This window comes from Streptomyces sp. Root431, from assembly GCF_001426585.1.
In the GTDB taxonomy this organism is placed as follows: Bacteria; Actinomycetota; Actinomycetes; order Streptomycetales; family Streptomycetaceae; genus Streptomyces; species Streptomyces stackebrandtii.
In genome coordinates this window covers 628,780-646,297 of record NZ_LMEI01000006.1, presented here as the reverse complement: position 1 = coordinate 646,297, position 17,518 = coordinate 628,780, and the positions used below count along the sequence as shown (strand labels likewise).

Annotated in this window: 16 protein-coding genes and 1 pseudogene; 5 read left to right on the top strand and 12 right to left on the bottom strand. The window is 72.3% G+C overall.

Annotated elements, in window-relative coordinates; all coding sequences use genetic code 11:
- Window positions 1–198 precede the first annotated feature (198 nt).
- On the top strand, window positions 199–2,091 hold the full coding sequence (locus tag ASC82_RS07185) for an NAD(P)-binding protein (RefSeq protein ID WP_056643139.1): 1,893 nt from the start codon (window positions 199–201) through the stop codon (window positions 2,089–2,091).
- On the opposite strand, the gene ASC82_RS29325 is transcribed toward ASC82_RS07185, so the two are convergent.
- The gene (locus ASC82_RS29325) at window positions 2,018–2,326 is read right to left on the bottom strand and encodes an ester cyclase (protein WP_277914779.1); all 309 of its coding nucleotides are present in this window, start codon (window positions 2,324–2,326) and stop codon (window positions 2,018–2,020) included. The two genes, ASC82_RS07185 and ASC82_RS29325, sit on opposite strands and share 74 nt — an antisense overlap.
- 28 nt (window positions 2,327–2,354) lie before the next feature.
- Complete coding sequence (locus tag ASC82_RS07180; RefSeq protein ID WP_056643136.1) at window positions 2,355–3,101, bottom strand: phosphotransferase; 747 nt, start codon at window positions 3,099–3,101, stop codon at window positions 2,355–2,357.
- Window positions 3,102–3,378: 277 nt separating this feature from the next.
- Here ASC82_RS07180 and ASC82_RS07175 point away from each other — a divergent pair, with 277 nt between their 5' ends.
- Complete coding sequence (locus ASC82_RS07175) at window positions 3,379–4,650, top strand: MFS transporter (RefSeq protein WP_199862479.1); 1,272 nt, start codon at window positions 3,379–3,381, stop codon at window positions 4,648–4,650.
- Window positions 4,651–4,746: 96 nt separating this feature from the next.
- Here the strand turns inward: ASC82_RS07175 and ASC82_RS07170 are convergent, their stop codons facing one another.
- Window positions 4,747–5,208, bottom strand: coding sequence for a MerR family transcriptional regulator (locus tag ASC82_RS07170; RefSeq protein ID WP_056643133.1), 462 nt, complete (start codon window positions 5,206–5,208; stop codon window positions 4,747–4,749).
- Window positions 5,209–5,304: 96 nt separating this feature from the next.
- On the opposite strand from ASC82_RS07170, the gene ASC82_RS07165 reads away from it, so the two are divergent.
- The 3 genes from ASC82_RS07165 (at window position 5,305) to ASC82_RS07155 (ending at window position 7,823) form a co-directional block, all read left to right on the top strand.
- Window positions 5,305–6,132 (top strand): oxidoreductase, encoded by an 828-nt coding sequence (locus ASC82_RS07165; protein WP_056643130.1) that lies wholly within the window; start codon window positions 5,305–5,307, stop codon window positions 6,130–6,132.
- A gap of 393 nt (window positions 6,133–6,525) precedes the next feature.
- The gene (locus ASC82_RS07160) at window positions 6,526–7,332 is read left to right on the top strand and encodes a hypothetical protein (protein WP_157863450.1); all 807 of its coding nucleotides are present in this window, start codon (window positions 6,526–6,528) and stop codon (window positions 7,330–7,332) included.
- 38 nt (window positions 7,333–7,370) lie between these two features.
- On the top strand, window positions 7,371–7,823 hold the full coding sequence (locus ASC82_RS07155) for a hypothetical protein (RefSeq protein WP_157863449.1): 453 nt from the start codon (window positions 7,371–7,373) through the stop codon (window positions 7,821–7,823).
- Here the strand turns inward: ASC82_RS07155 and ASC82_RS07150 are convergent.
- The 9 genes and pseudogenes from ASC82_RS07150 to ASC82_RS07115 form a co-directional block, all read right to left on the bottom strand.
- Window positions 7,799–9,166, bottom strand: a complete 1,368-nt coding sequence (locus tag ASC82_RS07150; protein ID WP_056643122.1) for a cytochrome P450 — start codon at window positions 9,164–9,166, stop codon at window positions 7,799–7,801. The genes ASC82_RS07155 and ASC82_RS07150 overlap by 25 nt on opposite strands.
- Window positions 9,167–9,324: 158 nt before the next feature.
- Window positions 9,325–10,698: a nucleotide pyrophosphatase/phosphodiesterase family protein gene (locus tag ASC82_RS07145; RefSeq protein WP_056643119.1), complete on the bottom strand. Its 1,374-nt coding sequence runs from the start codon at window positions 10,696–10,698 to the stop codon at window positions 9,325–9,327.
- Window positions 10,695–11,948, bottom strand: a complete 1,254-nt coding sequence (gene eboE / locus ASC82_RS07140) for a metabolite traffic protein EboE (RefSeq protein WP_056643116.1) — start codon at window positions 11,946–11,948, stop codon at window positions 10,695–10,697. Before eboE ends, ASC82_RS07145 begins: the two co-directional genes overlap by 4 nt.
- Entirely contained in the window at window positions 11,948–12,814 is an 867-nt protein-coding gene (locus ASC82_RS07135; protein WP_056643111.1) for a TatD family hydrolase, read from the bottom strand. Before ASC82_RS07135 ends, eboE begins: the two co-directional genes overlap by 1 nt.
- 20 nt (window positions 12,815–12,834) lie before the next feature.
- Window positions 12,835–13,347 (bottom strand): EboA domain-containing protein, encoded by a 513-nt coding sequence (locus ASC82_RS30975; protein WP_277914778.1) that lies wholly within the window; start codon window positions 13,345–13,347, stop codon window positions 12,835–12,837.
- 66 nt (window positions 13,348–13,413) lie between these two features.
- A pseudogene (locus ASC82_RS30970) lies at window positions 13,414–14,247 on the bottom strand (sugar phosphate isomerase/epimerase family protein); the annotation flags it as partial.
- Window positions 14,244–15,161 (bottom strand): SCO3242 family prenyltransferase, encoded by a 918-nt coding sequence (locus ASC82_RS07125; protein ID WP_056643107.1) that lies wholly within the window; start codon window positions 15,159–15,161, stop codon window positions 14,244–14,246. The pseudogene ASC82_RS30970 and the gene ASC82_RS07125, both read right to left, overlap by 4 nt.
- Complete coding sequence (locus ASC82_RS07120) at window positions 15,158–16,381, bottom strand: inositol-3-phosphate synthase (RefSeq protein ID WP_107105840.1); 1,224 nt, start codon at window positions 16,379–16,381, stop codon at window positions 15,158–15,160. Before ASC82_RS07120 ends, ASC82_RS07125 begins: the two co-directional genes overlap by 4 nt.
- On the bottom strand, window positions 16,374–17,399 hold the full coding sequence (locus ASC82_RS07115; RefSeq protein WP_056643105.1) for a sugar phosphate isomerase/epimerase family protein: 1,026 nt from the start codon (window positions 17,397–17,399) through the stop codon (window positions 16,374–16,376). Before ASC82_RS07115 ends, ASC82_RS07120 begins: the two co-directional genes overlap by 8 nt.
- Between the last annotated feature and the right edge of the window lie 119 nt (window positions 17,400–17,518).

Here is a 17,518-nt window from a genome sequence, read left to right as displayed (position 1 = left end):
CGACACAGCGGCACAGCGGTACAGCGGCACACAGGAGGGGGCGAGGACTGCCGGAGTCCGGCACTGTGCGGACGTCCGTCCCTCTGGGACCATCCCTCGCAACGGCGCGGCGCCGCTCACGCCGAGGATCCGTCCGGGGGAGGAAGCGTGATCGCGCCACCGCACCACGACGCGGGAGAACGACGGGACGGCGGCCACATGGTGGTCTGCGGCGACGACGGACTCGCGCACCGGCTCGCCGCCGAGCTGCGGGACGTCTACCGCCGGCAGGTCGTCCTCGTCGCGCCCGGCGGCCCGCCCGGGGAACCGGACGGCGAGCAGGCCGCCGTACCGTCCCGTGCGGCACGGCTTCTGCGCCGCGCCGCCAGACCCGTACCGGACGGCCCGACCGGCAGCGCGCCCGCTCCTCCGCAGGACGTCGTGTCACCGGCACCCACCGAGGCGGCGCTCCTGCGGGCCGGTGTGAACCGGGCCGCAGCCCTCGCCCTGCTGTACGAGGACGACGAGACGAACCTGCGCGCCGCCATCGCCGCCCGACGGCTCAGCCCGGGGCTGCGGCTCGTGGTCCGCATGTACGACCGGAAACTGGGCCAGCACCTGGAGGAGTTGCTCGACCAGGCCGCCCTCGTGCACTCCCCCGGCATCGACCGCAGCGTCCTCGACGCCTCCACTACCGTCCTGTCCGACGCGGACACGGCGGCCCCCGCGCTCGCCGCCACCGCCGTCGCCGGGACGAGCAAGGTCGTCCAGGCCGACGGCGTCCTCCTGCGCGCCGCCGAGCACACCCCGCCCGGACGCGGCGAGGTCCCGGATCCGGGCCTGTGCACCCTGGCGCTGCTGTCGTCCACGACCACCGATCCGGCGGGCACCGAGGGCTCGGAGGCCAGTGGCCCCCAGGGCCCCCTCCTCCTGCCCGACGACCGGGCGGTGGCGGTCTCGGCCGGGCGCGGGAGCGTCGTTCTGGAGGCCGTACGGTACGCCGGGCCCGCCCGGTCCTCACGGCGCCCGGCCCGTCGGGGTGCTCCGCTGCGCGAGCTCTTCTCCCGCCGGCTGCGGTGGGCGCTCGCCGGCATCGCCGCCTCCGTGCTCGGCCTGACGCTCACCACCACGCTGCTCACGGACGCCGACCCCGTGCACGCCGCGTACATCACGCTGCTCGACCTGTTCTCGATCAACGACCCCGCGATCGACGCGACGACCACCCATCAGATCCTCCAACTCCTGTCCGGGCTCGTCGGCCTCGCGCTGCTGCCCCTCCTGGTCGCCGGAGCCCTGGAGGCGCTCGGCACCTTCCGCGCCACGGGCGCGCTGCGCCGTCCGCCCCGCGGCCTGTCCGGCCACGTCGTCCTCCTGGGACTCGGCAAGATCGGCACCCGCGTCCTGGCCCGGCTGCGGGAACTCGACATCCCCGTCGTCTGCGTCGAGGAGGACCCCGAGGCCCGCGGCATCCCCCTGGCCCGCGGCCTGGGCATCCCCGTCATCCTGGGCGACGTCACCGAGGACGGCGTCCTGGAGGCCGCCAAGGTCCACCGGGCGCACGCCCTGCTAGCCCTCACCAGCTCCGACACCACCAACCTGGAGGCCACGCTCTACGCCCGCACGGTCAAGCCCGACCTGCGCGTCGCCCTGCGCCTGTACGACGACGACTTCGCCACCGCCGTGTACCGCACGCTGCGCGCGGCGCACCCCGAGGCCCTCACGCGCAGCCGCAGCGTCACCCACCTCGCCGCACCCGCCTTCGCCGGAGCGATGATGGGCCGCCAGATTCTGGGCGCGATCCCTGTCGAGCGCCGGGTCCTGGTGTTCGCCGCCCTCCCCGTCGCGGGGCTCCCCCAGCTCGAAGGCCGCACCGTGACCGAGGCCTTCCGCCCCGGCGGGTGGCGCGTCCTCGCACTCGACACCGCCGCCCCGGGCACCCGCCGCCCCGACCTCGCCGCCGCCCGCCACGCGGGCGAACAGCCCCAACTCCTGTGGGACCTCCACCCCGGCTACGTCCTGCGCCCCGAGGACCGCGTCGTCATCGCCGCCACCCGCCTCGGCCTCGCGGAACTGCTGGGCAGACACCGGCCGCGTACCGACGCCGACGCGTGATCCGGGAGCGTCCACCTGCCCGGACCCCGGCATTGCGACCGTCCTTCGGCGCGTTCGTCGCCGCAACCCCTTGGAAAGCGCCCCGGTGCGTTCCCCGAAAACGAACCCGGACCGCCACCTTGTCACCGGCGCCGAACATGTCCTCGACATCGATCCGAAGGTCGGGAAATCCGTCAGCATGGCCTGCGCCTCCAGCAGATGCCCCCGGGCGAAGGGCGACGACTGCGCAGGGCAGTCGCAGTCGCGGTCGTACCCGCGCAGCCTCACATCCGGGATCTCAGGACGTCGACCTCACAACCCGGCGCGAACGGGTCGAAGCCGTGCTCGATCAGCCAGCGAACCGCTAGCAGGCTTCGCAACGACCACCACGCGTGGATCACGTCGAGGTCGATGTCGGCGCCATAGCCGGCGAGGACGTCGTCGAGATGCTCCTCGTGTCCGAGCGTGAAGGTGGCGAGGTCGTACAGAGCATCACCCTGGCCCGCCTCGGACCAGTCGATGATGCCCGTCACCTCGTCGCCGTCGACGAAGACGTGCGCGATCTGCAGGTCGCCGTGCGTGAACGCCGGAGTCCACGGCCGGAGCGCGGCCTCGGCGACCCGGCGGTTACGGGTGACCAGGTCAGAAGGCAGGATGCCCTTCGTCACGAGCAACTCGCACTCGTCGTCGAGTTCCGCCGCGAGCGCGGCGATGCTCCGGCCCGCCCGGCCCGGCCGGGGCGGCAGCGGCGCGTCGTGCAGCTTCCGGACGGCGGCGCCCGCCGCGGTCCACGCCGCCGACGACCCGGTCGACGGCCCGCCGAGGCGCCCGAGCGTCGTCCCCGGGAGCGCGGCGATCGCGAGCACGGACGGCTTGCGCCACAGGATCTCCGGGGTCGGGACCGGCGCGAGGGACATCGCCTCGACCTCGACGTCGATACGCGCCTGATCGGCGTCCACCTTCAGGAACACGTCGCCTACGTGCAGGGTCACGCGCTCGGAATGGGCGACGACGACTTTGACCTCATCCATGGGCGACCAGTATCCCGGAGATGATCGCCGACGTCGCCGGATATATCGCATGCGACTACGCGGCTGACCGCCACCCTCCACCCTCGTGCGCGACACTCACCCTTGACCAGGTCAAGCCCACTACTTTCATGAGGAGTCCAGTGGCGGTCGCGGGCAGGGGCGGCGCGGGCTACGTCACCCATACGGCAGCTGGGGCCGAGGATGACGCGCTTGAGCGTCCGCCGGCGTTCATCGAGTTCGGCAGCGATCACCGGAGTCACCAGGGGGAGCTCACCACATGACCAGCACCACGGAGGCCCTTGGCGGGTCGGCTTCAGTCGACCGTGCAGCACCAAGCGTCACACGCCCGTTCTACGTGTACGCCGTGCTCGCCAACTCGCTGTTTCAGCGTGGCGTATTCGTCCTCTTCCTCTATCAGCGAGGCTTCTCCGTCGGGCAGGTGGCCCTGCTTCAGACACTGCTCTACCTGGTCAGCGGACTTGCGGAGTTGCCGACGGGAGTCATCGCCGACCGAATCGGCAGGCGCGCCAGTATCGTGATCGGCCAGGTGCTGATAGCCGGATGCCTGCTCGGTCAGGTGACGTCCTCCAACTACTGGGTGTTCCTGGCGCTGTTCATCGGGCAGGGCGTGGGCATGGCGTGTGTGTCCGGTTCGGACACCGCCCTGCTGTACGACCTGCTCGTGCGTCGTGGCGCAACGACCGACTACGTCAAGATCAAGTCCCGGTTCACCATGCTCGGGACGGTCACCTCGGGAGCCGCCATCGTCCTCGGCGGCCAACTGCAGCGGATTTCCTGGGGAGTCGTGTACGCCGGTTCGGCGGCGTGCCTCGTCCTGGCCGTGGTGGTGCTGATGTCACGGGTGCCCGAGATCCGCGGCGCGGACGCGGTGGACGAGCAGGAGGGAACCGAGGAGGGGCACGGCGACGCCACGGCATGGCGGGCGATGCTTCGGGTCGCCACGCCGGCGCTCGTGACGCTCGTCGTGGTGTCCGGACTGATGCACGCGACACTGACGCCGTACATCATTCTTACGCAGAAGACCCTCTCGGATCAGGGAGCGGGCACCGCATGGGTCAGCGTGGTCATATCCGCGGGATTCTTCGTCGGCGGACTCACTCCCTTGCTGTCGGACCGCGCGAACCGGCGCATCGGGTATCGGATCGTCGTCCCGGTGTCTCTCCTGACGCTGGCTGCGGCACTCGCCCTGAGCGGCCTCGGAGTTGTCTGGGTCACCATCGCCGCGTTTCTTGCTCTGGTCGGAATTCCCGAGATCACCGCCGTGCTCGTGGACAACGTGTTCAACGAGGCAGTGCCGTCGCGCCACCGGGCGAGCCTGCTGTCGATGATCGCGTTCGTGGAGTCGGCGCTCATCGGCACCGGCTATCTCGTCCTCGGCGCGCTCATGGACGGGTTGGGCTCCGGTACGGGCATGGCCGCCTACGCCGCAGTCCCCGTGCTGGCATGCATCCTCTGGCTCCCGGTGCTCTTCCGAGGGGCACGGGTGGCCACCGAGATCGAGAAGCCCGCCGACCGAAAGGCATCCTGAGGCAGGCCATCTCGCGCAACGTACCGCCCGACGGCAGCGGCGCACGCTGCTCGTTGGCATGTCGCGCCCGACTTCGCGCGGGTCGTCACCGGACGATCACGTGTCCTCGGGTGGATGGCAGTCCTGGTGGGTCCCGGCCTGTGCGGCATCCGAGTGGGACGGGTGGGACGGATTCCAGAGCCGGTCGGCTTCACCGCGGGCGACATGGTCCTCGTAGATGCGCACCTTGTGCCGCATCACATCGAGGGTGTCCTGCAGCTCGCGGATCTGCGCCTCCACGTGGTTCTCATGGTGGCGCAGTAGCCGAAGGCGCTCGTGTTCGTTGCCCGGGCCCTGTCGGGCCAGCTCGATGTACTGCCGGATCATCGCCAGGGACATGCCGGAGGAGCGTAGCTTCGTGCAGATCGCCAGCCACTCCAGGTCTTCTTCGTGGTAGATCCGGCGGCCGTTGGACAGGCGGCGCACCGGGTTGGCGAACAGGCCCTCCCGCTCGTAGAACCGCAGCGCGTGCACGCTCAACCCACTGCGTCGTGCCACCTCACCGATGCTCAGGTCCATGAGCGCCCCTCCCCCGCATGACTGTTGATCTAGACACGACTCTAGGTTCTAGCGTCGGGGCGTAGGCCAATCGGGCCATCGGAACAGGGGGAAAGCATGAGCGTGTGGTTTGTCACCGGGGCATCGCGTGGGCTCGGCGCGGAGATCACCCGGGAGGCGCTGGACCGCGGGCACTGCGTGATCGCCACGGCCAGGGACGCGTCAGCGGTGCTCCGGGCGTACCCGCAAGCGCCGGACGGGCTGCTGGCGGTGAACGCGGACGTGACCGAACCGGAGCAGCTGACGGCTGCGGTGGAGGCCGGCCTGGCGAAGTTCGGCCGGATCGACGTCGTGGCCAACAACGCCGGATACGGACTCGTCGGCGCGATCGAGGAGATCTCCGACAAGGCCGCCCGGGCACTGTTCGACGTCAACGTCTTCGGCGTGCTCGACACGTTGCGGGCGACTCTCCCGACGTTGCGCGCCCAGCGTTCGGGACACGTCCTGAACATTGGATCCGTGGGCGGCTTCGTCACCGCTCCGGCGGCGGGCCTGTACGGCGCGTCGAAGTTCGCCATCGAGGGCATCTCCGAGGCGCTGCACGGAGAGCTGGCCCCGCTCGGCGTCCGCGTCACGATCGTGGAGCCCGGCGGGTTTCGCACCGACTTCCTCAGCGGGTTGAGCATGCGGGTCGAACCGGCCTCCATCGCCGACTACGCCGCCGGCGCGGGGCCGGTGCGCGAGGCGCTGGCCATGAACGACGGCCGCCAGCCGGGCGATCCGGTGAAGGCGGCGAAGGCCATCGTCGACATCACCGAGGTCGCCGAGCCGCCGCTGCGCCTGCAACTGGGCGCGGACGCGATCGAGCGCGTCGAGGCGAAGCTGGATCTGGTGCGCCGCGAACTTGACGAATGGCGCCACGTAGCCCTCTCCACCGGCGCCTGAGCGGCCACTTCTGGCCGCGCCGTCGGTACGAACGCGGGGACCTGATCAGGTGGTTGCGCCGGCGCCGACGCATGAAGACGGGGCCTCCTGGTAGCTCGGCAATGCGAGTGGGCTGAGCACAGGGAGGTTCCGTTGTCGCCGTCGTACGCCTCTCAGTCCGCGGAGTCCAACCCGGCGGTGTCGTCGAGCGATTGCCTCACTCGGTCGCACCGCGGTGGGGCGAAGTGATTTCCGTGCCGGCCGCAGCACGTCCGAGTCCGAGTCCGTGAAGAGAGATCATCTTCCGTCAACTCCCGAGCTGACGTGAAGAGCCCATTTCTCCGTTAACGGACCCAACCCACCTCGGGATCGCTACCCTTCGTGCACCGCAAGCACGTCATCAGGAGGGTCATCGTGCGTCACCGCTTCCTCGCGGCCGTCGCCATGCTCGTGACCGCCACCGCGTGCGCCGTCCCGTCCGGGCAGATCGCCGACGCGAAGCCGCCGGTCACGGACAGGGAAACGGCCGCGCAGGAGGCCCCCACGCCCGGCTCCAGTCCCAGCCCCAGCCCCGCACCGCCCGCGCCGGAGACGACACCGCCTCCGTCACCGAAGCCGATCACGCCCGAGCTCACCGCGGTCACCATCGACGACTGGCGTTACGGGTACGCCTGGCGCGGGTTCTCCAAGGACGTCAACGGTGATGGCGGCCAGTACGACAAGCCGGGCGAAGTACACGTCACGCTGACCGTGCAGATGACGGCGACGGACGACCGTCGTCCGGAGATCCCTTCTCCCAACAGCCTGTGGGTGGGGCACAATTACGGCTTCAATTTCTTCGTCAAGCCGTCGCGATTCCCCGACTGCCTGCCCCTGGAAGGCGTCGGTCTCTGTGAGCTCTCCGCCGGGTCGTTCTACAGCGGCTGCGAGGAACTCCGGAACGACGGCGACGGAACCAACTTCCCCTCGCGGGGCACGCTGATCATGAGCTGTCGCCTCGACGCCACGTTCCCCGAGACCGTCAAGGCGACCGACTTCAAGGTCGGCGTCCGCTACGACGAGTGCTGCGACACGGACACGAAGCACCGGACGTGGCTGCCGTTCCAGAACCTGCCCCAGCCCCCGCGCGCCACCGAGGAGACCGAGGAGACCGAGATGCCGGAGGAAGAGTCGGCGGAACCCGAGACCGTACGAACGCCGCCGGCCATCCGGTACTTGTGACGATTCGCAGCGAGCAGCCGGGCGCTACGGTAGCGGCCATGCGTCCCGAGACGGCTTTCACCGGCGAAGACCTCTTCCCCCACGCCCAGCCCTGGGACGTGGTGTTCGACGTCTTGCGGGTGTCTCACGGCGAGTTCTGGCTCGTCGCCGGCGACGGACCCGGCGCCGGCATCGTGAGCGCCATCCCCGAAGGCGACTCCCTGACGGGGAACGGAGAGGCGATCGGCATCCCCACGCTCGCTTCCGCGGGGCATGTCGCCGTCGCGCTGTCGGTCTGGGAGGGGCCCGCGCCGGACGGGCCCGGCAAGCTGCTGGGCACGAGCCGCATCGTGGCGCCCGACAGAGAGCTTGCTCTCGTCAACGTGGAGGGGCGGGAGCCCGGACCCGTCCTGGTGCTGCCCGACGAGGGCGAGCACCAGGTGCGGGTGTGGCGGCGCCCGGCGAGGGGCGTCGGCGGGCCCGAGTGCTACGACATTCGCGTCTGGCCGTGAAGCGCCGCGGTGCGTGGGGTCGCCTGCATCCGGAGGTCGCGGAGTTCGAGCGTGACGGCCGCGGCGAGGCGGCCTCGGTGGCCGGACACGTGCTCCAGGCGCCAGCGTGTGGCGATCGTCGCGAGGGCGAGGGTGCTCTCGATCATGCTGAACGTGTCGCCGATGCACTTCCGGGCGCCCGCGGCGAAGGGGAGGAAGGCGTGGCGGGGCGGTTGGGGGTGCGGGGAGGTCCAGCGGTCGGGGTCGAAGGTTTCGGGATCGCGGTAGAGGTCGGGCCGGTGGTGGATGAGGTAGGGGCTGTACGCGACGCTCGTCCCGGCCGGCAGCCGGTACCCGCCGAGCTCCGTGTCGGCGGTGACCACGCGGGTGAAGAACCAGCCCGGCGGGCGTAGCCGGAGGGTCTCGGTGACGATGCGCTCCGTCAGTTCGAGACGCGGCAGGTCGGCGTACGTGGGCGGCGCACCGCCCAGGACGGTGTCGAGCTCGTCGTGCAGCCGCCGCTCGACTTCGGGGTGTCGGGCCAGCAGGTCCAGTACCGAGGACAGCGTGGCGGCGGTGCTCTCGATGCCGGCCAGCACGAAGGAGACGATCGTGTCGCTGATCTCGGCGCTGGTCATGCCGGGGCGGTCGTCCTCGGGGTCGTGCGCCGCCACCAGGGCCGAGAGCAGGTCACCGTAGTCGGCGCCGTCGGCGCGGCGCTCGGCGATGACGCGCTCGACGGTGCCGTGCAGGCGGGCGCGGGCGGCGACGTGGGCGCGGTTGCCGGGGGTGGGCAGTCGGTCCAGCGGGGGGATCAGGAACATCCGCTGGTAGAGGCTCTTGACCACGGTGGTGACGTCGTCGACGAGCTGTCCGTGGGCGGTCGCGGGCAGGGCGTCGGAGAACAGGGTGGCGGTGATGATCCTGGTGCTGGCCATCATCATCTCGGCGGGTACGTCGAGTACTTGGCCGGGGCTCCAGGAATCGGCCGCCTCCTGGACGCAGGTGGTCATCGCCTGCGCGTAGTCCGGAAGCCGGGCCTGGTGGAAGGCGGGCTGGGACAGCCGCCGCAGCCGGCGGTGGGCCTGATGCGGACAGGAGACCACGCCGTTGCCGATCACTTCGCGCAGGCGGTCGTAGAGCGGGCCGCCCTTGTCGAAGACGCGGTCGTCCAGCAGCGCCTGCCGGGTCAGTTCCGGGTCGCAGATCACGATCATGGCGAGGGGGCCGAGCCGGATGCGTACCAACTCCCCTGCGGCGGGCAGCGAGTTCAAGAACGCCAGCGGATCCCGCAGCAGTGGCACGACGTGCCCGAGCAGGGGCAGCGCTCGGGGAGCGGTGGGGATCGAGCGGTGGTCCTTCATGACGCGCTACGGCTCCTCTTGATCGGTCCGACGGTCGGGAAATCCAACCGAGTCGTACCTAGCGCACCTTTGCCGGATGGCAAGCGTCCGGAGCGGAGAGCGGCAGGTCAGCGGGCGTCACCCTGATCGTCGGCAGGTTGACGCCCGCTTCCTTGAGGTCACCTCGTGGTGTCGGCCAGGCAGGAGAGGAGCAACTCCTTGACCTCGGTGGCGCGATAGCGCTCGCGCGCGGGTTCGGGTGCGGAGCAGAGCAGTACGGGCGCGTCGGCGGGGTCGTCGGGGAGGCGGCCGTGGCTGCCGCGCACGCAGGACGGGTCCGTCGGGACGACGGACATGGTGCCGCGGATGCCGAGCTTCAGCTTGGCCAGGGAGACCGCGGCCCGCGCCATCACCAGAGGGTCGGCGGGGTCGAAGAACAGCTCGGCGGGGTCGTAGCCGGGCTTGCGGTGGATCTCCACGCCCCGGGCGAAGTCGGGGGCGTGGGCGTCGTCCAGCCAGTAGTAGTACGTGAACCAGCTGTCGGCCGCGGCGACGGCGACCAGCTCGCCGGAGCGGGCGTGGTCGAGGCCGTGCTTGGCCTGGGCCTCTCGGTCCAGGACCTCCTCGACGCCGTCGAGCTCCCGGAGCACCTCCCGGACGCGCGGCACGTCCCCCGGGTCGGCCACGTAGACGTGGGCGATCTGGTGGTCGGCGACGGCGAAGGCGCGCGAAGTCCACGGGTCCAGGTACTCCATGCCCTGCTGGCGGTGGACGTTCAGGAGGCCGGCCCGGCGCAGGGCGCGGTTGATGTCGACGGGGCGGCTGACCTGGGTGATGCCGTACTCGGAGAGCGCGACGATCGTGGCTCCCCGGGCGAGCGTCTCGGTGAGCAGGGGGGCCAGGGCCGCGTCGAGCTCCCGGGCGGCCTCGCGGGCCCGGGGCGACTCGGGGCCGTACCGCTGGAGGTCGTAGTCGAGGTGCGGTACGTAGACGAGGGTCAGGTCCGGGTCGTGCCGGTCGAGGACGCGGCGGGCGGCGTCGATGATCCAGCGCGAGGACGCGAGGCCCGCCTTGGGTCCCCAGTAGTGGAAGAGGGGGAAGGTGCCCAGTTCCGCGGTGAGTTCGTCGCGCAGTTCGGGCGGGCGGGTGTAGCAGTCGGGGGACTTGCGGCCGTCGTAGTGGTAGACGGGGCGGGGGGTGACGGTGATGTCGACGTCGGCGCCCATCGCGTACCACCAGCAGATGTTCGCCACGGTGAGGCCGGGGTGGGTGCGGCGCGCGGTCTGCCAGACCTTCTCGCCGCCGACGAGCCGGTTGTGCTGGCGCCAGAAGGCCACTTCGCCCATGTCGCGGTCGTACCAGCCGTTGCCGACGATGCCGTGCCCGGTGGGCGGTTCTCCGGTCAGGAAGGTCGACTGGACCGAGCAGGTGACCGCGGGGAGGACCGTGTCCAGCCGTGCGGTGAAGCCGGTGTCGGCGACGGCGCGGAGGCGGGGCATGTGGGCGAGGGTGCGCGGGGTGAGCCCGACGACATCGAGGACGACGACACTCATGACGAGCTCCTGATCGGGTGCGGGGTCGGGGCCGGGGACGAGGCCTCTGTGGTCGGTTCGGTGAGGCCCAGTGCGAGGAGTTCCCTTCTCGTCCAGTCGAGTTCGGCGGCGATGCCCGCCGCCAGCTCCTTCTCGTCGCGCGGCGGCTCGGGCAGCACGGACCAGGTGTACGTCTCCACTTCGAGGTGCGTGGTACGCGGCCGGTCGGGCGTGAGCAGGGCGGCCAGGGTCTCCCGGAGCACCGGCCGGGTGCTGGTCAGCGGAGGCGCGGGATCGGCGTGCACGGGGATGTGGAAGTGGGAGCGCCACGGCGCGTCCCTGTTCAGGGCCTCCGCACCGCTCAGGGCCGCCTCCGCACCGCTCAGATCCCCCGCGCCGCCCAGCGCCTCGGGCAGGTCGTCGACGCCTGGGGCCGGGGTGCCCGCCCTGCGGGTCTGGTGGAGGAACCGGGGCTCGTCGAAGGCGCCGAGGGCCCGGCGTACCTCGGGGTCGGCGGGTGTCTCCGCGTGCAGGGCGCAGGAGACCTGCGCCTTGACCACCTCGATGCCTGCCCGCGCGAGCCGCGCCAGGGCCTGACGGGGGTCCTCGAAGGCGACGGCGAGGTGGCAGACGTCCAGGCAGAGGCCGAAGTGGCCCTGGTCCATGCCCTGGAGGTGGCGGACGGCCTGTGCGGTCGTCTCGACGACGCACCCCGGTTCCGGTTCGAAGGCGATCCTGATCGTGCGGCCCGTCCTGTGGCGGAGCTCGGCGAGCTCGCGGCCGAGTGCGTCCACGTGCCGTCGGGCCCGGTCCTGGTGTTCCCCGGTCCAGCCGGTGCGCCAGCCGAACGGGAGCGTGGAGACGCTGCCGGTGGTGACGTCGTCGGGCAGCAGCAGGGCGAGGACCCGCGCGAGGTTCGCCGTGTGCTCCGGGCGGGCCCGCTCCGACCAGTCGGGACGGTAGACGGCGTGTTTGACCACCGGCTGGTGGAAGCCCTCGTACGGGAAGCCGTTGAGGGTGACGACCTCCAGGCCGCGCCGGGTGAGTTCGGCGCGCAGCCGGAGGGTCGCGTCCGGGTCGGCCGCCAGGCCGGCGGCGACGCGGTGGGCGAGCCAGAGGCCGATGCCGAGCCGGTCCGCGCCCAGGTGGTCCCGTACGGCGACGGCGTAGGTGTCGAGCTGGGCCAGGATCCCGTGCAGGTCCTCGGCCGGGTGCACGTTGGTGCAGTAGGCGAGGTGGACGAGGTCGCCGCCGCGGTGGCGCAGGCGCATCAGCTTCCGCCCCTGCGGACGGAGTTGCCGGCGAAGTCCGTGGCGTCGGACGGGCGGGCCGCCTCGTCGTCGGCTTCGAGGTCGAAGCGACCGCTCTGGGCGTAGAAGGCCACCGGGTTGTGCCAGAGGACCTGTTCGACGTCCTCGTCGGTGAAGCCTGCCGAGCGCATCGCGAAGGCGGTGGCCGCCGTGCGCAGCGGGTCGCTGTGGCCCCAGTCGGCGGCCGAGTTGACGAGCATCCGGGAGGTTCCGTACTCCTGGAGGATGCGGACCATCCGGTCGGGGTCCATCTTGGTGTCGGGGTAGATCGAGAAGCCCATCCAGCAGCCGGAGTCGGCGACGAGCGGCACGGTCACCTCGTTGAGATGGTCGATCAGGACCCTGCCGGGGGCGATGCCGGAGGCCCGTACGAGCTCCAGCGTGCGGGAGGTGCCGACGGCCTTGTCGCGGTGCGGGGTGTGGACGAGGGCCGGGAGGCCGTGGGTGTCGGCGAGGGCGAGCTGGACGGTGAAGGCGTGCTCCTCGGCGTCGGTCATCGAGTCGAAGCCGATCTCGCCGACGGCGACGACGTTGTCCTTGAGCAGGTAGCGGGGCAGGTCGTCGAGGATCGGTACGCAGCGGGGGTCGTTGGCCTCCTTGGGGTTGAGGGCCAGCGCGCAGAAGTGCCGGATGCCGTACTGGGCGGCGCGGTACGGCTCCCAGCCGAGCAGGGCGTCGAAGTAGTCGCGGAAGCTGGCGGCCGAGGTGCGCGGCTGGCCGAGCCAGAAGGCGGGTTCCACGACGGCCCGTACGCCGGCCGTGTGCATCGCCCGGTAGTCGTCCGTGGTGCGGGAGCTCATGTGGATGTGCGGGTCGAAGATGCGCATGGCTTCTCCTTTCGGGCGGGTCAGGCTCGGGCGTCGGCCGGCAGGGCGTCGGGGGTGGGCGGCGCGTCGAGCCGTTCGCGTACGTCGTCGGGTACGGCTCTTCCCGCGGCGGTGCGTTCCTCGGCGAAGTCCGCCAGCATGCGGGTGAGTTCGGGGTCGCCGCGCCGGTCGAGGCCGGCCACGGCGTCGAGGGGGACGCCGAGGAAGACGCACTTGAGGACGGCCTGGCGCCACTGGCCCTGACCCAGGTGGCGGGCGGCGTACGGTCCGACGGCGGCCGTGACGAGCCGGGCGTCGTTGGTGCGCAGGGCGTCCTCGATCAGGGGCGTGGCATGGGGGCCGAGGTGTCCGGCCGCGTCGAGGACGGGGAGGGCGCGGAGCACGGCGAGCCGTTCGGCGGCGTCCCCGGATGCGTACAACTCCGTGAGGATCGCGCCCAGTTCAGCGTTGCGCGCGGGGAGGGTCCGGAGCAGTCGGGTGCGGGTGGCGTCGCCGGGGACGGGTGCGCCGCCGCGTGCGGCGACCGGGAACAGGGTGGTGATCGCGGCGGGGTCGGAGCGGAGCCGGTCGAGTGCCTTGCTCGTCCAGGGCGGGGTGGAGGCGGCGCGCAGTGCGTTCAGGGAGCGGAGGGCGGTCTGCGGGCCGCTGTGGCTGTGGCGGGGCAGTTCGACGCCGACGATTCCCTGGTATCCGATCTCGGTCAGTGCGTCGAGGACGGCCGGGAAGTCCACGTCTCCCTCGCCGAATTCGAGGTGGTCGTGGACGCCCCGGCGCATGTCCTCGATCTGGACGTTGACCAGCCAGGGCGCGGCCCGTCGGACGCATTGGGCCGGGGTCTCCGCCTCCAGGCACTGGCAGTGCCCGATGTCCAGGGTGAGGCCGAAGGTCTCCGGGTCGCCGAGGGTGTGCCGCAGGCGCTCGTACCCGGCCAGGTCGGAGACGAGCATGCCGGGTTCGGGTTCGAAGCCGAGCCGTACGCCGGCGGCGCGGGCGGTCTCCACGAGGTCGGCGCAGCCGTCGGCGAGCAGGTCCCAGGCGTGGTCGTGCGGGGTGTCGGGGCCGAGGACGCCGCTCCACAGCGACACGGCGTCGGCGTCGAGCTCGGCGGCGATCCGCACGGCCCTGGTGAGGAAGTCGAGGCGGTGGGCGCGGCGCGCGGGGTCGGGGTCGAGGAGGGTGGGGGCGTGTTTGTGCCAGGGGTCGAGGAGGTAGCGGGCCCCCGTCTCCACGACGACGCCGAGGCCGAGGGCGGCGAGCTTGCGGCGCGTGTGGGCGAGGCGTTGGGGCAGGCCGGGGTCGTACGGGTCGAGGTGGGCGTGGTCCAGGGTGAGCGCGACTCCCGAGTAGCCCAGTCCGGCGATGACCTCCAGGGCCTCGTCGAGGCGGTGGTTGGCGAGGCCGTTGGTGCCGTAGCCGAAGCGCAGCGCGGTCATGTCGGGGAGACCTTCCGGGAGAGCCGGCGGGCGAGGGGGTAGGCGGCCAGGAGCGGCAGGACGGCTCGTGGGGAGCCGTGGCGTGCGGCCAGTGCCGCCTGGAGCGGGACGAGGGCGTGGATGCCGGCGGCGACGACGCGCTGGAGGCGGGCGGCGTCCGGGCGGGCGACCGCCTGGAGCTGGGCGGGGCCGGCGGCGGCGAGGTAGCCGCCGAGCAGCGCGGTGGTGGTGGCGCGGCGGGCGCGGCCCGTGCCGGCCGGGGTGGAGGCGGCCGTGGTGAGGCTCAGGGCCACGGAGGTGGCGAGGGCGGCCGCGGGGAGCGACGCGGTGGCGCCCTCGACCTCCTTGCGGCTCACGGTGGTGAGTGCGTACGTGTGGCCGGCGACGGTCAGGGCGGCGGGGAGCGCGCGGCGCCACGCGCCGGTTCCTGTGCCGGTGCCTGTGCCAGCGCCGGTGCCCGCACCCGCACCCGCACCCGCGCCCATGAGGACGTCGAGGCCGCGCGCGGCGGCCATGGCGGCGGGGCCGTACGGGGTGTCCTTCAGGCGCAGGTCGTACGCCCAGACGGTGGCGGCGAGCGGGACGGCGACGCCGAGGGCGCGCCGGCCCCCGGCCGTCGCCGCGAGGGCGAGGCCGGCTCCGGTGAGCGCGGTGGCGACGGCGAGGGCGGTACGGGGAGTGACCCGGCCGGAGGGAATCGGGCGCCCGGGGCGTTCCTTGGCGTCCACGTCCCGGTCGGCGTAGTCGTTGAGGGCCATGCCGGACCAGTAGAGGCATACGGAGGCAGCGGCGAGGCTGGCGGTGCTCCCCCGGAGGGGCCGGCCGGCCGCGGCGGCGCCGGCGAGGATGTCGCCGGGGACGGTGAGCGCGGCCGGGGCTCTGACGAGTTCGAGGAGGGCGCGCGGGCCGGTCATCGGGCGCCGTCCGCGTACCAGTCGCGCAGTCGGTCGAACTGGGTGACGAGCCGGTGGTCGGGGACGGTCCCCTCCGGGCCGACGGGGTCCTTGAAGAAGAAGCCGAGCTGTTCCTGCGGTCCGGCGGCGCCCGCCTGCCGGGCGCGGGCGAGGAACCGGACGAGGTCGAGGACGAGGGGCGCGGCGAGGGCCGAGTCCCAGCCGTCCCAGGTGAACTGGAGCGTCATCGAGGCGCCGAGGAAGCCCTCGAAGGCGATGTGGTCCCAGGCCGTCTTCCGCTCCCCCATGGTGGGCACGTAGTCGATGTGGGTGAGCCCTTCGACGCCCGGGCCCAGGAGGGCGGCGAGCCCGCCGCGCTTGGAGGCGTTCTTGCTGGCGGCGGCCGCCGGGTCGGCCAGGGTGGCTCCGTCGCCGCCGCCCAGCAGGTTCGTGCCGGACCAGGACCGTACGCGCAGGGCCCGGTGGGCGAACATCGGCGCGAGGGCCGTCCGGACGAGGGTCTCGCCGGTCTTCGCGTCGCTTCCGGCGTACGGCAGGCCGAGGTCCTCGGCGAGGCGGCGGAGTGCCGGGATCCGCATGCCGGGTGACGGGGTGAAGCCGATGTGGGCGCAGCCGGCGCGCAGGGCGGCGTACGCGTAGAGGGAGCTGGGCGGCAGGACGTCGCCCCCGGTGGCGAGGGCCTGTTCCAGTGCTTCGGGGTCCTCGTGGGCGGGATGGGGTACGACGGGCGGTTCCGTGGAGGAGACGTCCACGACGACGACCTGGCTGAGCCGGTGGCTCCGGCGGAAGGCGGCCAGGTCCGCGGCGAGCGCGGCGGCGGTCACGGCCTGCGGCGGTCCGCCGGCCTCGTTCCGTACGCCCGTGCGGATCTCGGCGTCGGCGGCGTGCAGGGCGGCGGCGACGGGGCCGAGCAGGGCCGGCGAGAACGCCCCGGCCTCGGCCAGCTGCTCGGCCCGCTTCGGGAGCGGGGTCTCGGTGACGTCGTGTCCGCCGAAGACGAGGCGGTCCAGGGCGGGCAGCCCGCTGCGGGCGAACTCCGGCAGCTGGGCGACCATGCCGGTCGGGGGGACGAGCCCGGCGGAGACGGCGGCGGCGCCGACGGTGGCCGTGGTGGCGACCGAGCCGCGGGCACCGACCAGCCAGACGCCGATCCGCCCGGAGTCCTGCGGGGTGCCCTCCCGGGCGTCGTCCTGCACGGCTTCACGCGCGGTGTCACTCATGGTCGGCTCCTGAGGCGGACGTGTCGAACGCGGCGTCGAAAGAGGCGGCCGGGGGGCTGATGCGGGACAGGTGGCGGAGGAAGGTCACGGCCTCGGCGGCGCCGGTCAGGCGGTCCATGCCCGCGTCCTCCCATTCGACGGAGAGGGGGCCCGTGTAGCCGATGGTGTTCAGCGCACGGAGGCACTCCTCCCACGGCACGTCCCCGTGGCCGGTGGAGACGAAGTCCCAGGCCCGGCGCGGGTCGCCCCAGGGGAGGTGCGAGGAGAGCCGGCCCCTGCGGCCGTCGCGGGCGCGGATCTTCGTGTCCTTGCAGTCCACGTGGTAGACGCGGTCAGCGAAGTCGAGGATGAAGGCGGCAGGGTCGATGTCCTGCCACATCATGTGGGACGGGTCCCAGTTGAGACCGAACGATGGCCGGTGGCCGATCGCGTCCAGGGTGCGCCGGGTGGTCCAGTGGTCGTAGGCGATCTCGCTCGGGTGGACCTCCAGGGCGAACCGGACGCCGTGCTCCTCGAAGACGTCGAGGATCGGGTGCCACCGGTCGGCGAAGTCGCGGTATCCGGCGTCGATCGCGTCGGCCGGGACCGGCGGGAACATCGCGACCGTGTGCCAGATCGACGATCCGGTGAAGCCGACGACGGTGTCGACGCCGAGCAGGGCCGCGGCCCTGGCCGTGTCCGCCATCTCGCGGGCCGCGTTCCGGCGTACCTGCTCGGGATCGTCGTCCCAGAGCCGTGCGGGCAGGATGGCCCGGTGGCGGACGTCGATCGGGTGGTCGCAGACGGCCTGGCCGACAAGGTGGTTGGACACCGCCCAGACGCCCAGGCCGTACCGGTCGAGCACCGCGCGCTTCTTCGGTACGTACTCCGGGTCGGCGAGGGCCTTGTCGACCTCGAAGTGGTCGCCCCAGCAGGCGATTTCGAGGCCGTCGTAGCCCCACTCGGCGGCGAGCCGGCACACCTCCTCGAAGGGGAGGTCGGCCCATTGTCCGGTGAAAAGGGTGATCGGACGTGTCATCGGGATGTCACTCCTGGCGCGCGTACGGGGTGGCGAGGGGGGCAGCGGGGGTGCCGCTGGGGGCCCGGCGCCCGCGGGATGTGCGGGCACCGGGCCAGGGGCGGATCAGGTTCCGCCGG

Bases quoted from the DNA above. Each gene is read 5' to 3' on its own strand.
- ASC82_RS07185 (WP_056643139.1), top strand. From the start codon at position 199: ATGGTGGTCTGCGGCGACGACGGACTCGCGCACCGGCTCGCCGCCGAG.
- ASC82_RS07180 (WP_056643136.1), bottom strand. From the start codon at position 3,101: ATGGATGAGGTCAAAGTCGTCGTCGCCCATTCCGAGCGCGTGACCCTG.
- ASC82_RS07175 (WP_199862479.1), top strand. From the start codon at position 3,379: ATGACCAGCACCACGGAGGCCCTTGGCGGGTCGGCTTCAGTCGACCGT.
- ASC82_RS07170 (WP_056643133.1), bottom strand. From the start codon at position 5,208: ATGGACCTGAGCATCGGTGAGGTGGCACGACGCAGTGGGTTGAGCGTG.
- ASC82_RS07165 (WP_056643130.1), top strand. From the start codon at position 5,305: ATGAGCGTGTGGTTTGTCACCGGGGCATCGCGTGGGCTCGGCGCGGAG.
- ASC82_RS07155 (WP_157863449.1), top strand. From the start codon at position 7,371: ATGCGTCCCGAGACGGCTTTCACCGGCGAAGACCTCTTCCCCCACGCC.
- ASC82_RS07150 (WP_056643122.1), bottom strand. From the start codon at position 9,166: ATGAAGGACCACCGCTCGATCCCCACCGCTCCCCGAGCGCTGCCCCTG.
- ASC82_RS07145 (WP_056643119.1), bottom strand. From the start codon at position 10,698: ATGAGTGTCGTCGTCCTCGATGTCGTCGGGCTCACCCCGCGCACCCTC.
- eboE (WP_056643116.1), bottom strand. From the start codon at position 11,948: ATGCGCCTGCGCCACCGCGGCGGCGACCTCGTCCACCTCGCCTACTGC.
- ASC82_RS07135 (WP_056643111.1), bottom strand. From the start codon at position 12,814: ATGCGCATCTTCGACCCGCACATCCACATGAGCTCCCGCACCACGGAC.
- ASC82_RS07125 (WP_056643107.1), bottom strand. From the start codon at position 15,161: ATGACCGGCCCGCGCGCCCTCCTCGAACTCGTCAGAGCCCCGGCCGCG.
- ASC82_RS07120 (WP_107105840.1), bottom strand. From the start codon at position 16,381: ATGAGTGACACCGCGCGTGAAGCCGTGCAGGACGACGCCCGGGAGGGC.
- ASC82_RS07115 (WP_056643105.1), bottom strand. From the start codon at position 17,399: ATGACACGTCCGATCACCCTTTTCACCGGACAATGGGCCGACCTCCCC.